Raw genomic sequence first — 15,535 nt, forward strand, 5'->3', positions numbered from 1 at the left:
ATTTTGGTAAACTCTGTTGGCAGTCTATTAACCTAAAGATACTTGCCTAGGTTGAAAATCTAATAGTTCGTCAGAAGTTATAAAAGCCTCATGCAAAATATTAGCTGCTGAATTAACACTTTCTGGACTTAACATAAGCATGAATGATTGCGAAGTCGTTGAAACATAATGAATATTTATGTCGAGTTCAGCCAGTAATGCAAAAGAGCGGTCAACGAAGCTCGGGGCCTGTAAACCTACTGTGGTTAATAAACTCACATGTTCACTATTACGGATTTTGTCACTGAACACCAGCTTCAACTTAGCACAAGCATCAAGTTTTATGACCACTCCTGCCCAATCTGTATCCTCGATCACACTCCACACCTCAATACCTAACATTTGGCAACGTTTCTGTAGGTTTGAAAGAGCTTCATGTTCAATGGTAATCAAAGCCATATCTCTTTGAATGGCGATACCACAGACAGGTTTGGTTCCCTGCTCCCCTTTAATCAAACTACCTTCATTAACATCGAAAGTAGACAAGACACGAAGTGGAACCGCATTATCCCATGCATACTGAACACATGGTAAATGTAAAACTTTTGCACCCTTACGAGCCATTTCTTCCATAGATGGGAAATCTACAACATCTAATTTCTGAGCATTCGGTACCACTCTTGGATCACAAGAGTAGACACCATCTACATCAGTAAAGATTTGGCATTCGTCAGCCTTGAGAGCTCCGGCAAGTGTCACAGCACTTGTATCTGAGCCACCGCGCCCTAACGTGGTGATGTCCCCATTCTCATTAACACCTTGAAAACCAGCTACTATCACGATTTGATCTTGTTCTAGTAGCTCGTTAATCGTTCGTGTATCAATGTACTTAATCGTCGCGTCATTGTGCAGGTTATCTGTCACTATGTTCGCTTGAGCTCCGGTTAGTGAACGGGCAGCAAAACCTAATTTATTTAAAGTCATTGCTAACAGTGCCATAGACACTTGTTCACCAGCAGAGAGCAAAACATCAAGTTCTCTTGCAGTTGGTACGCTATCGATTTGCTGAGCTAACGCCACTAATCGATTCGTTTCACCCGCCATTGCAGATACAACTACAACAACTTGATTACCATCATTTTTCGCCTTTATGATGTGTTCAGCTACAGTATGGATTGTTTCAATTGAACCCATAGAAGTTCCGCCAAACTTTTGCACGATAAGGGACTTTTTCACCAGTATTCACCTTCCCAAGACCGAAGTCTCATACGCACCAACTCGTTTATCCAACCGATAAATTCGTTTAGTAATAACAAAAACAAAACCAAGCAGATAACTGAGCGGAAAACTCCACCCAATTAAACCACTTGGTCAATGGAATTAAACATACGTCAGTTTAAGGTGAAACTGACGTAGCTAATTAATTTATAAGCGTTCTTCTAGCCAAGGCTGAACAGTTTGCATAGCCGCAGGTAAAGCTGATACATCTGTACCACCTGCCTGAGCCATATCAGGGCGACCGCCGCCCTTACCGCCAACTTGTTCTGCAACCATTTTAACTAAATCACCTGCTTTAACTTTGCTAGTCAGGTCGTTAGTTACACCAGCAATAAGGCCGACTTTGTCGTCCGCCACATTGGCCAGTAGAACAACACCACTACCAAGTTGATTCTTAATATCGTCAACCATGGTTCTTAGATTCTTACTGTCTGCGCCTTCAAGACCAGCGATAAGAACTTTAGTGCCGTTGATCACTTGAGCTTTGCCCATAATGTTGGCACTTTCAGCCGCTGCCATTTTGTCTTTCAGCTTCTGAATTTCTTTCTCTAACGCTTTCGCTTTGTTAGCTGCTTCAACAAGCTTCTCTTCATACTTGCGTGTTTGAGCATCGATAACATCTAGTGCTGATTCACCAGTAACTGCTTCAATACGGCGAATACCTGCTGCGATACCGCCTTCGGAAGTGATCTTGAACAGACCAATATCACCCGTATTTGATGCGTGAATACCACCACACAACTCAGTTGAGAATTCACCCATTGAAAGCACACGAACTTGGTCATCGTATTTCTCACCGAACAGTGCCATTGCACCTTTCTTCTTTGCTGATTCGATGTCCATGATGTTCGTTTCAATCACGTGGTTACGACGTACTTGTTCATTAACCAAACGCTCTACTTCTTTCAGCTCTTGAGCAGTTACCGCTTCAAGATGAGAGAAGTCAAAACGCAGACCTTCAGGTTTCACTAAAGAACCTTTCTGAGCCACGTGTTCACCTAATACTTGGCGAAGTGCTGCATGTAACAGGTGAGTCGCTGAGTGGTTAAGAGACGTTGCTTGACGACGCTTAGCATCGACAACCGCCGTAACTTTATCGCCTTTAGCAAATACACCTTCAACAAGTACACCGTGATGAGCAAAAGCATTGCCTAGTTTCTGAGTGTCTTCGACTTTGAACAAACCTGATTCAAGTTTTAGTACACCAGCATCACCACACTGACCACCGGATTCTGCATAGAAAGGTGTTTCGTCTAGTACAACAATCGCTTTGTCGCCCGCTGACAATGAATCAACTTCGTTGCCTTCAACGAACATAGCAGTGATAGTGCCTTGACCTTCTGTCGCACTATAGCCACAGAACTCAGTGCTACCATCGACTTTGATTAGCGTGTTGTAATCAGTGCCGAATTGACCTGCTTCGCGAGCACGTTGACGCTGTTCTTCCATTGCCGCTTCAAATCCAGCTTCGTCGATTGTGAAGTTACGTTCACGAGCAACGTCGTTAGTTAAGTCAGCAGGGAAACCGTATGTGTCATACAGTTTGAATACTGTTTCACCATCAAGCTCATTGCCTTCTAGGTTATCCAGTGCTTCATTTAGAATTGCCATACCGCGATCTAGTGTGCGGCTGAAGTTTTCTTCTTCAATACGAAGTACTTTCTCAACCACAGCTTGTTGCTTCTTAAGCTCTTCACCTGCTGTACCCATAACATCAGCCAGTACAGAAACAAGTTTGTAGAAGAAAGAGCCTTGAGCACCCAGTTTGTTACCATGACGAACTGCACGACGAATGATACGGCGCAGTACATAGCCACGGCCTTCGTTAGAAGGCATAACGCCATCAACGATTAAGAATGCACATGAACGGATATGGTCAGCAACAACGCGCAATGACTGGTTAGAAAGATCGTCATGACCTGTCACTTCAGCGGCTGCTTTAATTAGTGTTTGGAATACATCGATTTCGTAGTTTGAGTGTACGTTTTGCATAATTGCAGAGATACGCTCAATACCCATACCCGTGTCCACAGATGGCTTAGGTAGTGGTTCCATCGTGCCATCAGCATGACGGTTGAACTGCATAAATACGTTGTTCCAAATCTCGATGAATCGGTCACCATCTTCTTCTGGAGAGCCCGGAGGACCGCCCCAAATATGATCACCGTGATCGTAGAAAATTTCTGTACATGGACCACATGGACCAGTATCGCCCATTTGCCAGAAGTTATCTGATTCATACGCTTTACCGCCTGGCTTGTCGCCAATGCGAATAATGCGATCTGCAGGAATACCAACTTGTTTGTTCCAGATATCAAATGCTTCATCATCAGTTTGGTAAACCGTGACTAGCAGGCGATCTTTTGGTAGTTGCAGAACTTCAGTCAGAAATTCCCATGCGAATTTGATGGCATCTTCTTTGAAGTAATCACCAAAGCTGAAGTTACCCAACATTTCAAAGAATGTGTGGTGACGCGCGGTGAAACCCACGTTCTCTAAGTCATTATGTTTACCACCAGCACGAACACAGCGTTGAGCTGTTGTTGCGCGAGTGTATGCTCGTTTCTCTAGACCTAGGAAACAATCTTTAAACTGGTTCATCCCTGCGTTAGTGAATAGCAAGGTAGGATCGTTAGCAGGCACCAAAGACGAACTTTCGACGATTTGGTGGCCTTTACTTTCAAAGAATGAGAGGAACGCGCGGCGAACCTCATCCGTGCTCATGTACATGCAGCTCTTCCTGAAATACTCAAGTTAGAATTTTTCGCTATTGTAAAGCATGGATAAGAGTTCGCCTAGTTTTCTTAAAGAAAAGACGAGCAAGAATTAAAAATTAGCGGAATGTCATGAAGTTAAATGACGAATTGAGTTGAGACGAGTGACAGCAAGTGGCAGAGCAGTTGGTTCTCAGTGATCGCCTTCTTCATCGGCACGCAAAGCATAGTTTATTTGGTCGAAATTAAAGCCTCGATACTGAAGGAATCTTACCCTCTTCGCGTACTCTTTTTGATCTTGAGTCATAACATGTTTGAATTTCTTTTCTGCCGTTTGCTTCGCTAACTCAAACCAATCGACCTCTTCTTGTTCGATTGCGCTATTAACCACATCATTTTCAACACGTTTTTGTTGCAGTTCCTGACGAATTCGCCTTTCACCATGCCCTTTTGCAATATGCTGTCTAACTTGGCTCCGAGCAAAGCGTTGATCATCTAGGTAACCTTGCTCTTTACAATAGATGACCGCTTGTTGAACTTCCTCTTCTTCAAAGCCTTTCAACAGTAACTTTTGCCAAAGTTCAAACTCGCCATGATCACGTCTTGTCAGCAGATACAAAGCGCGTTCTTTGCAGCTCATCTTATTAGGGCTTGAATACATATCACCTCAAAGCTCACACCTAAATTTTAATAACAAAAAGCCCCGCTAATCAGCAGGGCTCTGAAATCGCTATCACTGTGTTGATTAAACCAGTAGTGATTAAAATTCTTCTTCTTCAACAGACGGCTGAGCTACATCAGCAGATACAGGTGCTTCTAAGCTAGGGTTTAGTAGCATCTCGCGAAGTTTAGCGTCGATCGTTGCTGCTGCTTCTGGGTTCTCTCGTAGGTATTTACATGCGTTAGCTTTACCTTGACCGATCTTGTCGCCATTATAGCTATACCAAGCACCAGCCTTCTCAACTAGCTTGTGTTTAACACCTAAATCAATCAGTTCACCTTCGCGGTTAAAACCTTGGCCGTAAAGAATTTGCGTATCAGCTTGTTTAAATGGCGCTGCAATCTTGTTCTTAACCACTTTGATACGTGTTTCGTTACCAACAACTTCATCGCCTTCTTTGATAGAACCAGTACGACGAATATCTAGACGTACAGAAGCGTAGAATTTAAGAGCGTTACCACCCGTTGTTGTTTCTGGGTTACCGAACATCACACCAATCTTCATACGAATTTGGTTAATGAAGATACACATACAGTTTGACTGCTTCAGGTTACCCGTTAGCTTACGCATCGCTTGAGAAAGCATACGAGCTTGAAGACCCATGTGGCTATCGCCCATTTCACCTTCAATTTCTGCTTTCGGTGTTAGTGCTGCAACGGAGTCGACAACCATAACATCTACCGCACCAGAACGAGCCAATGCGTCACATATTTCAAGTGCTTGCTCACCAGTATCTGGCTGAGAAACCAATAGTTCATCAATATTAACGCCGAGTTTGCGAGCGTAGATTGGGTCTAGAGCATGCTCAGCATCAATAAAGGCACAAGTTTTACCTACACGTTGCGCTGCAGCAATCAGTTCAAGAGTCAGTGTTGTTTTACCTGAAGATTCTGGACCGTAGACTTCCACAATACGTCCCATTGGTAAACCACCAGCACCTAACGCGATATCCAAAGAAAGTGAACCCGTAGAGATGGTTTCTACATCCATAGTACGGTTGTCACCAAGGCGCATAATCGAACCTTTACCGAATTGCTTTTCAATTTGACCTAGGGCTGCGGCTAACGCCTTCTGTTTATTCTCGTCCATTACTTTCTCCAGACTGTCACTTGCGTGATGTTAGGGTTCGTTGACCCTGGAAATTGGTTTGACTTAATTACGTCGAATGCTGCTCATTATACTGTTGATTCATACAGTGTCCACCCCTGTATGGAAAAAAGTTGTCACTTGCCGAAAAGTCAGAGACTTAAGACAAATGCTCTTTAATTGTTTCTAAGGCATGGATCACAGCTTGGGTTCGAACAGCACTGCGATCGCCAGTAAAGTGTTGAGTTTCAACCTTGAGCCATTCGGATTTATCTGCCCAAGCAAAGCACACTGTCCCAACAGGTTTTTCTTCACTTCCTCCAGTCGGTCCTGCAATACCGCTGATCGAAACACCGATAGTCGCGTTGGAATTTTTCAATGCTCCTTGCACCATTTGAATCACAACGGGTTCAGATACCGCGCCAAATTCCGCGAGAGTTTGCCCTTCAACGCCAATCATTTCTTGTTTTGCTTCATTGCTATAGGTAACAAAAGCCCGATCAAACCATGCAGAACTTCCTGCAATTTCAGTGATTGCATTGGCGACGCCACCACCAGTACAAGACTCAGCCGTCACTAAAATCTGTTTGTGCTTAAGCAATAACTCGCCCAGTTGTTGGCTTAATTGTTCTACGGAATTCATGAGAAAATACCTAACCTTTTATCAATCAGATAAAGCTAACTGATAGTCAACCAATTGCCAACCGTAGAAACAACAAGAGTGCCAAATGGCACTCTTATCTTTAGCGTTTGTTCAGACATATAGAACAATTAAATCTCGAACATTAAGTTACCCGGAGCCAAGAATGGCCAGCGTATAACTTCCGGTGCTTGATGTGAATCATCAGCAAAGAAGTACCCTACTTGAGGCAAAGCGAAAACCTGATCGCCGCGCTTTAGAGATTGCTCATTGAGAGAACGGTGAGAAAGTTTCGCTTCCCAAAGTTCATCGGTTTGCCAACCAATTGGTGATAACTCAACTCGCACTTCAGCCCCAACAGGGTTGATAGACACCACTTCACAAGGCAATGATGCTTGGCTGTTTTCTTTTGTCGATAGGCTCAGCTCATGGCTACGTATGTAAAGCTGACCGTTTTTCTGTGTCGTTTCATTAAATGGTGGCAAAACAAACGCTTCGCCATTCTTCCACTGTTCTTGCTGCCAGTTCGCTTTGAACTGGTTGACGTTACCAAAGAAATCAAACACAAAACGGCTATTCGGATGTGCATACAGTTCAACCGGTGAATCCACCTGCTCAATTCTACCATTGCTCATTACCACTACGCGATCAGATAGCTCTAGAGCCTCATCCTGATCATGAGTCACGAATACGCTGGTAAAGCCAAGCTCATCGTGCAAACTGCGTAACCAGCGACGCAAGTCTTTACGTACTTTTGCATCCAATGCGCCGAAAGGTTCATCAAGTAAAAGTACTTCTGGCTTGGTTGCTAGCGCTCGCGCAAGTGCGATACGCTGCTTTTGCCCGCCAGAAAGCTGCTCTGGGTAGCGGCCTGCTAAATGTCCAAGCTGCACAATTTCCAGCAGTTGCTTTACTCGCTTATTGATTTCAGCTTGAGAAGGACGCTGTGAACGTTCCATAACCTGCAAACCAAACGCCACGTTGTCAGCCACCGTCATGTGACGAAATAGCGCATAGTTTTGGAAAACAAAACCGACTCGGCGGTCACGTACGTGTACGTTAGTCACATCGCGATCGCGGAAATGGATAGTTCCAGAATTGGCACTTTCCAAACCAGCAATAATACGCAGTAATGTTGTTTTACCTGAACCTGACGGTCCAAGTAAGCCAATCATTTCACCATCTTCAATATGCAAGGAGAGTGGCGAAAGTGCCTGAAATTTGCCGAAATGCTTCGAAATATTGTCTAAACGAATACTCATAACGTTCCTTGCTGCTCTTGTTTAATGACATGATTTCGTTCTTGGCGCCATTCAACAAAGGCTTTCAAAATCAAAGTTAATAAGGCGATAAAGGCCAAAAGTGACGCACTCGCAAATGCCGCTTCTGATTGGTAATCCTCATAAAGAAGCTGAACATGTAAAGGCAAGGTGTTGGTTTCACCACGGATATTACCTGACACAACCGCCACTGCACCAAACTCACCAACAGCTCTTGCATTGGTTAGGATCACACCGTAAATCAATGCCCACTTAATGTTTGGCAGTGTGACTCGGCGAAACAGTTGCCACCAAGAGGCACCAAGGATCACCGCTGCTTCTTCATCGCTACGACCTTGTTGCTGCATCAAAGGAATCAATTCTCTGGCAACAAATGGACAGGTCACAAACACCGTCACAAGCACAATACCCGGCCAAGCAAACATGATTTGCAGATCGCGTTCATATAACCATTCACCGAGCCAACCGCTGCTGCCATAAAGCAGCAGATAAAGCAGGCCTGCAACAACAGGCGATACAGCGAATGGAATATCAATTAAGGTGGTAAGAAATTTACGCCCTGTAAACTCAAAGCGAGTCACTGACCACGCTAACATCACACCGAACACTAAGTTAATCGGCACCGTCAGTAACGCTACCACCAAGGTTAAGCCGATTGCATGCAGGGTATCTGGTTCACTGAGGTTAGTAATGTAAGTTTCTAGGCCACTGGCAAAGGCTTGTTGAAATATGCTTAGCAGTGGAATCAACAGCAGCACTGCCACAAAAAATAACGCCAGAGAGATTAAACTCCATTTAACCCAAGGCTGTTCACCGACTCGTAAAGGTCTTTGATTTGCCGTTCTTTGACTAGACATAACGAATAGACTCCCTATCGACCATGAATTCGGCGTAAATACGCGCCTTGCCACAGGTTGATCACTAACAGAAGTGACAACGAGGTAAGAAGGACGACTGAAGCAATCGCACTCGCCGCAGGGAAATCAAATTCCTGTAAGCGGACAAAGATCATCAGAGAAGTGATTTCACTGACATAAGGCATGTTGCCCGCAATAAATATCACCGCACCAAACTCACCTAAACTACGTGTGAATGATAAAGCAACGCCCACCAACAAAGCTGGCCAAAGCGAAGGCATTATCACACGCCAAAATACTGCGCTGTCAGACGCACCAAGCGTCATGCCTGCTTCTTCTTCCTCACGGGAGATTTCTTCAAGTACTGGTTGTACGGTACGAACAACGAAAGGAATACTGGTGAAAGCCATAGCGACAATAATGCCCAAAGGGGTATACGCCACTTTCAAACCGATACTTTCCAGCACACTGCCTATCCAACCGTGGCTTGAATACAAAGTTGCAAGGGTAATACCCGCAACCGCTGTAGGTAACGCGAAAGGCAAGTCAACTAATGCATCAAGAATTCGTTTACCCGGAAAGGTGTAGCGAACCAATACCCAAGCAAGTAGCAGACCGAAAGCACCGTTAAACAGTGATGCAACGAATGCGGATAACACGGTCACTTTGTAACTTGCTACCACACGAGGGTCAGCAATCACCTGCCAATATTCACTAAGAGACATGCCTTTGGTTTGCATTACCAGACCTGTTGCTGGGAGCAACAAAATCAAGCTAACAAACAACAATGAGATACCTAAACTTATCGCAAATCCCGGTAAAACACGGGTTTTCTTAGGTACACCATGATGTTTCGGGCGAGATGTCACAACAGATCCGCTCATAAACTCTCAATCTAACTTATCAAAGAGAAAAATAACCGCCTCTCAGCCCTGATTTAGCAGTGTAAGAGGCGGCACTTATCGATTAACGACGTTGTAGTTGGTCTAACTTAGCGCCATTAGAGAATTGGGTTTTCATCGCTTGATCCCAACCACCGATGATCTGCTCAACAGTCAGTAGTTCTACTTCAGGGAAACGGTCAGAAAATTCTGCTTTTACTGTTTCATCGTGCACGCGGTAGTTAAAGCCAGCCAACATACGTTGTGCATCTTCACTGTACAGGTATGAAAGATACTCAGTTGCGACTTCTGTAGTCCCGTTACGTTTCGCATTGCGCTCAACAACTGCTACTGGGAACTCCGCAAGAATTGACGTTTTCGGTACCACAACTTGGTAGTTATCTTCGCCGTACTGTTTGCGGATATTGTTTACTTCTGATTCGAACGTGATAAGAACGTCGCCTAATTGACGTTCAACGAATGAAGTTGTCGCGCCACGGCCACCTGTATCAAATACCGCGACGTTTGCTAGGAATTGCTTCAAGAATTCATCTTGTTTCGCTTCGTTATCTTTACCAAACGCTTTCTGAGCGTAGCCTAGAGCAGCTAGATATGTGTAACGAGCGTTACCCGAAGTTTTCGGGTTAGGGAAAACAGATGACACATCTTCACGAGCTAAATCACCCCAGTCTTGAATATTCTTAGGGTTACCTTTACGCACCAAAAATGCCGTTGTTGAGTAATAAGGTGAACTTGCGTTTGGTAGCAAATCTTGCCAGTTGGCAGGAATCAATTTTCCTTTGTCATGCAGTACTTGTACGTCTGTAACTTGGTTAAAAGTCACAACATCCGCAGACAGACCTTGCAGAATAGAACGAGCTTGCGCAGATGAACCGCCGTGCGATTGCTTAATCTCAATCGTTTTGCCTGTTTTTTCTTTCCAGTGTTCTGCAAACAACGGGTTATATGAAGCAAACAACTCACGAGCAATATCGTAAGAAGAGTTCAAGATTGTTTGATCTGCTGCTGAGGCGTTAAATGATCCCGCAATTAATAAAGCTGCGAGTGCTGACTTCATCTTTTTCATTATGTTCATACTCCAAAATCATCTTGCCGATATGGCTTCCTTTTAGACTAGAGTATGTGCATAAAACGATTATAACAAAGGTTATAAATAGAACCTTTTGGAATAATATCAAACAATAAATTGTATGCTCATCACTAATAGAGACTTGTGTTGGAGTGGAGAAGAATTAGACAATAGCAGCACTTAAAAGACTAACAATAAAAGGCTGATAACGTGTCTGACTTTCCAACCATTGAAGCTTATGTAGGCCAAACGCCTCTGGTAAAACTGCAACGTCTAGCATCGGGTAGCCAAAGTACCGTGCTCGTGAAACTGGAAGGAAATAACCCTGCTGGCTCGGTTAAAGATCGCCCTGCACTGAATATGATTATTCAAGCCGAAGCTCGCGGCACTATTCAACCAGGTGACACCATTATTGAAGCGACGAGCGGCAACACAGGTATCGCTCTGGCGATGGCAGCGGCTATCAAAGGCTATAAGATGATTCTTATCATGCCGGATAACTCTACTCAGGAGCGTAAGGATTCGATGCGTGCTTATGGCGCAGAGCTGATTCTGGTGAGTAAAGAACAAGGGATGGAAGGCGCGCGAGACCTAGCATTACAAATGCAAAGTGAAGGCAAAGGTAAAGTTCTCGATCAGTTCAACAACCCAGACAATCCTGATGCACACTTTCACTCTACTGGGCCGGAAATCTGGCAACAAAGCCAAGGCAAGATCACTCACTTTGTTTCGAGCATGGGTACAACCGGCACTATTATGGGTGTATCTCGTTTCCTAAAGAGCCAGAATCCTGAAATTAATATTGTTGGTCTGCAACCTTCAGAAGGCAGTGCCATTCCGGGTATTCGCCGCTGGCCGCAAGAGTATTTACCGGGCATCTTCAATGCCGCCGACGTTGACCAAGTGATAGATATTGATCAACAAGATGCTGAAAACACAGCCAGAGCATTAGCGCGTGAAGAAGGCATCTGTGCAGGCGTAAGCTCTGGTGGTGCAGTATTCGCAGCGATTGAAATTGCAAAACAAAACCCGGGATCGGTGGTTGTTGCGATCATCTGTGATCGCGGTGATCGTTACCTCTCTTCAGGTCTTTTCTCTTAGCACCTCTTCTTTTCGTAACTTTTGTCTCGTATTCATCCCCTTATCATTCGCGATGTAAGGGGATAATTGCTCTGTCGTTGTTTGATTTGTTATCATCACTCACCGTTTTCAAGTGACCTTACGCGTGACTTAGCTCATGACTATTTATTTGATAGTTAGAGCAAAAGGACTGCCAACGATACCAACAAGTGATGTAACGCCATGAATCAATCGAGCGAGTCTCTTTCGCACCACACTCCAATGATGCAGCAGTACCTAAAACTCAAGGCTGAAAACCCTGAGATATTGTTGTTCTATCGTATGGGGGATTTTTATGAGCTTTTCTACGATGACGCTAAACGCGCGTCGCAACTGTTGGATATCTCTCTGACCAAACGAGGTGCATCTGCCGGTGAACCTATTCCAATGGCGGGCGTTCCATTCCACGCGGTTGAAGGTTACTTAGCGAAATTAGTTCAATTGGGTGAGTCAGTCGCTATCTGCGAACAAATCGGCGATCCTGCCACCAGCAAAGGTCCTGTAGAACGTAAAGTCGTACGTATCGTCACTCCGGGTACGGTCACGGACGAAGCACTGCTATCTGAACGTCTAGATAACCTTGTTGCTGCGATTTATCACCACGATGGCAAATTTGGTTACGCCACTTTGGATATTACTTCTGGCCGTTTCCAACTGAGTGAACCTGAAACCGAAGAAGCAATGGCGGCAGAGTTACAAAGAACCGCACCTCGTGAACTGCTTTTCCCTGAAGATTTCACACCAGTTCAACTGATGGCAAGCCGCAAGGCTAATCGTCGTCGCCCTATTTGGGAATTTGAACTTGATACCGCTAAGCAGCAACTTAACCAACAATTTGGCACTCGTGATCTGGTTGGTTTTGGGGTTGAAAATGCAAAATTGGGATTGTGTGCCGCAGGCTGTTTGATCCAGTACGTCAAAGATACTCAGCGCACTGCGCTACCGCATATCCGTTCACTAACGTTTGATCGCCAAGATCAGTCGGTGATTCTCGATGCAGCTACACGTCGCAATTTAGAGCTGACGCAAAACCTCGCAGGTGGTACAGACAACACATTAGCGGAAGTGCTTGATCACTGTGCAACGCCTATGGGCAGTCGTATGCTCAAGCGTTGGATCCACCAGCCTATGCGTTGCATTAAGACACTGAATCAACGTCTGGATGCGATTGGTGAGATCAAGCAACAAGGTCTATTCGCCGATCTTCATCCTGTTTTAAAACAAATTGGCGACATAGAGCGAATTTTGGCGCGTCTGGCACTACGCTCTGCCCGACCAAGAGATTTGGCTCGCCTGCGTAATGCCATGCAGCAGCTTCCTGAACTGAGCGATACATTGACTGAGCTGTCGCATCCTTATCTGGCGAAGTTACGTGATTACACTCAACCGATGGATGAACTGTGTGAGCTGTTAGAAAGAGCTATCAAGGAAAACCCGCCAGTGGTCATTCGTGATGGTGGCGTGATTGCTGAAGGCTACAACGCAGAGCTCGATGAATGGCGAGCTCTCGCCACTGGCGCGACCGAATATCTGGAAAAACTGGAAGCGGATGAGCGTGACCGTCATGGTATCGACACACTTAAAGTCGGTTACAACGCCGTTCACGGTTTCTTTATTCAGGTGAGCCGAGGACAAAGCCATCTTGTTCCACCGCATTATGTGCGTCGCCAAACCTTGAAGAATGCAGAACGCTACATTATCCCTGAGCTGAAAGAACACGAAGATAAAGTGCTGAACTCAAAATCGAAAGCACTCGCTTTAGAAAAGCAACTTTGGGATCAACTGTTCGATTTATTACTGCCTCATCTTGAGCAAATGCAGAACCTTGCATCCGCTTTGTCACAGCTGGATGTACTGCAAAACTTAGCAGAGCGCGCAGAAAGTTTAGATTACTGCCGCCCAACCCTTACCGAAGCACCGGGGATTCATATCCAGTCAGGTCGTCATCCTGTGGTTGAGCAAGTAATGAATGACCCGTTTATTGCTAACCCAATAGAATTGCACGCTCAACGCAAAATGTTGATCATCACAGGTCCAAATATGGGCGGTAAATCCACCTATATGCGCCAAACAGCGTTAATTGCGCTGCTTGCACACATTGGCTGCTATGTTCCTGCCGAATCGGCGCAAATCGGTTTGTTAGATAGAATCTTCACCCGTATCGGCGCTTCAGATGATCTTGCTTCTGGACGTTCAACCTTCATGGTTGAAATGACAGAGACAGCTAACATCCTGCATAACGCAACAGAGAAAAGCTTAGTCTTAATGGATGAAATAGGCCGAGGTACCAGTACTTACGACGGCCTTTCATTGGCTTGGGCAAGTGCCGAGTGGTTGGCGAAACAGATCGGCGCTCTAACCCTGTTTGCTACTCACTATTTTGAGCTCACTGAATTGCCGAATGTATTACCAAATTTGGCGAACGTTCACTTAGATGCGGTTGAGCATGGTGACAGTATTGCCTTCATGCACGCGGTACAAGAAGGCGCTGCCAGCAAATCTTATGGCTTGGCAGTAGCAGGTCTGGCTGGTGTACCGAAAACGGTGATCAAAAATGCGCGCAGCAAGCTGACTCAACTTGAGCAGCACAGTCTACAACAAACGGGGCAACCTTCAGCGGCATCAAGCTCTAAAGTAGATATCGCCAACCAGCTAAGTTTGATCCCTGAGCCAAGTGAAGTTGAGAATGCATTAGCCGCCATTGACCCTGACGATTTAACTCCACGCCAAGCGTTAGAAGAGTTGTACCGTCTGAAGAAATTGCTGTAACTATCTTTGCAGGATTCAATAACAAAAAGGCACTCATTGAGTGCCTTTCTACTAGATAAAATTTGTGAACTTAAGAGTATTAAGCTTCCGCTTCCACGTTGAACAAAGATTCCATGTTCAAACCTTGTTTCATCAGAATCTCTCTCAAACGACGTAAACCTTCTACCTGAATCTGACGAACACGTTCACGAGTCAGGTTAATTTCACGTCCAACTTCTTCCAAAGTTGATGGCTCATAGCCTAACAAACCAAAGCGTCGTGCTAACACTTCTTTTTGTTTAGGGTTTAGTTCTTCAAGCCACGCAATCAATGAATCTCGGATATCATCATCTTGAGTCGAAACTTCAGGATCGGAGTTATTAATATCAGGAATAATATCGAGTAGCGCTTTATCCCCGTCACCACCAATAGGTGTATCTACAGAGCTGATGCGTTCATTTAAACGCAGCATCTTGCTGACATCATCAACCGGTTTATCCAGTTCAGAAGCGATCTCTTCCGCTGTTGGCTCATGGTCGAGTTTTTGCGAAAGTTCACGTGCGGTACGTAGATAGATATTGAGTTCTTTAACTACGTGTATAGGTAAACGAATCGTACGAGTTTGATTCATCAGCGCACGTTCAATCGTTTGACGGATCCACCAAGTGGCGTAGGTTGAAAAGCGGAATCCACGTTCTGGATCGAATTTTTCAACCGCGCGGATCAAGCCCAAGTTACCTTCTTCAATAAGATCCAGTAAAGCGAGACCACGATTGCTATAACGACGGGATATTTTCACCACCAGACGTAAGTTACTTTCTATCATACGTCGTCTTGCAGCTTCGTCTCCACGAAGTGCTCGGCGAGCATAAAGAACTTCTTCTTCGGCGGTTAAAAGAGGTGAGAAACCAATCTCGCTGAGATACATCTGAGTCGCATCTAAGCTTTTGGTTGAAGCATCGAACTCTTCACGGACTTCTTCCGCTTGGTCAATGTCATCGTCTTCGGTAGTAAGCTTAGCGTCAACTTCAACAGCCTCTGTTGAATCAATATCTAAGTCAAACTCTTCTTCCTTGGTTACTGTATTGCTGATACTCATAGCGCCTCCCCCGGCGAGCTAGCAAGACATTACTGCTCAATAT

12 protein-coding genes are annotated in these 15,535 nt (G+C 44.9%); 2 read left to right on the forward strand and 10 right to left on the reverse strand.

Going from position 1 to position 15,535, the window contains the following annotated elements:
- Positions 1–27: 27 nt before the first annotated feature.
- The 9 genes from P4S58_RS12800 to cysP all read right to left on the reverse strand — a co-directional run bounded on the left by P4S58_RS12800 (position 28) and on the right by cysP (position 10,523).
- On the reverse strand, positions 28–1,215 hold the full coding sequence (locus tag P4S58_RS12800; protein WP_337164196.1) for an aspartate kinase: 1,188 nt from the start codon (positions 1,213–1,215) through the stop codon (positions 28–30).
- Positions 1,216–1,404: 189 nt separating this feature from the next.
- Positions 1,405–3,987, reverse strand: coding sequence for an alanine--tRNA ligase (gene alaS, locus P4S58_RS12805; protein ID WP_042480561.1), 2,583 nt, complete (start codon positions 3,985–3,987; stop codon positions 1,405–1,407).
- Positions 3,988–4,164: 177 nt separating this feature from the next.
- Positions 4,165–4,632 (reverse strand): recombination regulator RecX, encoded by a 468-nt coding sequence (gene recX, locus P4S58_RS12810; RefSeq protein ID WP_337164199.1) that lies wholly within the window; start codon positions 4,630–4,632, stop codon positions 4,165–4,167.
- Between the two features lie 99 nt (positions 4,633–4,731).
- A complete protein-coding gene (gene recA, locus P4S58_RS12815; RefSeq protein WP_042480567.1) occupies positions 4,732–5,781 on the reverse strand; it encodes a recombinase RecA in 1,050 nt (349 codons plus the stop codon).
- A gap of 157 nt (positions 5,782–5,938) precedes the next feature.
- Complete coding sequence (gene pncC, locus P4S58_RS12820; RefSeq protein WP_102955402.1) at positions 5,939–6,421, reverse strand: nicotinamide-nucleotide amidase; 483 nt, start codon at positions 6,419–6,421, stop codon at positions 5,939–5,941.
- 128 nt (positions 6,422–6,549) lie between these two features.
- Entirely contained in the window at positions 6,550–7,680 is a 1,131-nt protein-coding gene (locus P4S58_RS12825) for a sulfate/molybdate ABC transporter ATP-binding protein (protein ID WP_042480572.1), read from the reverse strand.
- Entirely contained in the window at positions 7,677–8,555 is an 879-nt protein-coding gene (gene cysW / locus P4S58_RS12830) for a sulfate ABC transporter permease subunit CysW (RefSeq protein WP_042480575.1), read from the reverse strand. The genes P4S58_RS12825 and cysW overlap by 4 nt, the downstream gene beginning before the upstream one ends.
- A 14-nt stretch (positions 8,556–8,569) precedes the next feature.
- Positions 8,570–9,439: a sulfate/thiosulfate ABC transporter permease CysT gene (gene cysT / locus P4S58_RS12835; protein ID WP_042480579.1), complete on the reverse strand. Its 870-nt coding sequence runs from the start codon at positions 9,437–9,439 to the stop codon at positions 8,570–8,572.
- Between the two features lie 82 nt (positions 9,440–9,521).
- Positions 9,522–10,523: a thiosulfate ABC transporter substrate-binding protein CysP gene (cysP, locus tag P4S58_RS12840; RefSeq protein WP_337164201.1), complete on the reverse strand. Its 1,002-nt coding sequence runs from the start codon at positions 10,521–10,523 to the stop codon at positions 9,522–9,524.
- A 213-nt stretch (positions 10,524–10,736) separates the two neighbouring features.
- Between cysP and cysM the strand changes: the two genes are divergently transcribed.
- Both cysM and mutS read left to right on the forward strand, forming a co-directional pair.
- Positions 10,737–11,627, forward strand: a complete 891-nt coding sequence (gene cysM, locus P4S58_RS12845) for a cysteine synthase CysM (RefSeq protein ID WP_042480584.1) — start codon at positions 10,737–10,739, stop codon at positions 11,625–11,627.
- Between the two features lie 201 nt (positions 11,628–11,828).
- Complete coding sequence (mutS, locus tag P4S58_RS12850; RefSeq protein ID WP_337164203.1) at positions 11,829–14,414, forward strand: DNA mismatch repair protein MutS; 2,586 nt, start codon at positions 11,829–11,831, stop codon at positions 14,412–14,414.
- Positions 14,415–14,493: 79 nt separating this feature from the next.
- Here mutS and rpoS read toward each other — a convergent pair whose 3' ends face one another.
- The gene (gene rpoS, locus P4S58_RS12855; RefSeq protein ID WP_042480590.1) at positions 14,494–15,492 is read right to left on the reverse strand and encodes an RNA polymerase sigma factor RpoS; all 999 of its coding nucleotides are present in this window, start codon (positions 15,490–15,492) and stop codon (positions 14,494–14,496) included.
- Positions 15,493–15,535: the final 43 nt, after the last annotated feature.

Source organism: Vibrio sp. Hal054, assembly GCF_037162405.1.
GTDB classification, from domain to species: Bacteria; Pseudomonadota; Gammaproteobacteria; order Enterobacterales; family Vibrionaceae; genus Vibrio; species Vibrio diazotrophicus.

Excerpts from the sequence above, each read along its gene's own strand:
- alaS (WP_042480561.1), bottom strand. The coding sequence starts at position 3,987 with ATGTACATGAGCACGGATGAGGTTCGCCGCGCGTTCCTCTCATTCTTT.
- recX (WP_337164199.1), bottom strand. The coding sequence starts at position 4,632 with ATGTATTCAAGCCCTAATAAGATGAGCTGCAAAGAACGCGCTTTGTAT.
- recA (WP_042480567.1), bottom strand. The coding sequence starts at position 5,781 with ATGGACGAGAATAAACAGAAGGCGTTAGCCGCAGCCCTAGGTCAAATT.
- pncC (WP_102955402.1), bottom strand. The coding sequence starts at position 6,421 with ATGAATTCCGTAGAACAATTAAGCCAACAACTGGGCGAGTTATTGCTT.
- P4S58_RS12825 (WP_042480572.1), bottom strand. The coding sequence starts at position 7,680 with ATGAGTATTCGTTTAGACAATATTTCGAAGCATTTCGGCAAATTTCAG.
- cysW (WP_042480575.1), bottom strand. The coding sequence starts at position 8,555 with ATGTCTAGTCAAAGAACGGCAAATCAAAGACCTTTACGAGTCGGTGAA.
- cysT (WP_042480579.1), bottom strand. The coding sequence starts at position 9,439 with ATGAGCGGATCTGTTGTGACATCTCGCCCGAAACATCATGGTGTACCT.
- cysP (WP_337164201.1), bottom strand. The coding sequence starts at position 10,523 with ATGAAAAAGATGAAGTCAGCACTCGCAGCTTTATTAATTGCGGGATCA.
- mutS (WP_337164203.1), top strand. The coding sequence starts at position 11,829 with ATGAATCAATCGAGCGAGTCTCTTTCGCACCACACTCCAATGATGCAG.
- rpoS (WP_042480590.1), bottom strand. The coding sequence starts at position 15,492 with ATGAGTATCAGCAATACAGTAACCAAGGAAGAAGAGTTTGACTTAGAT.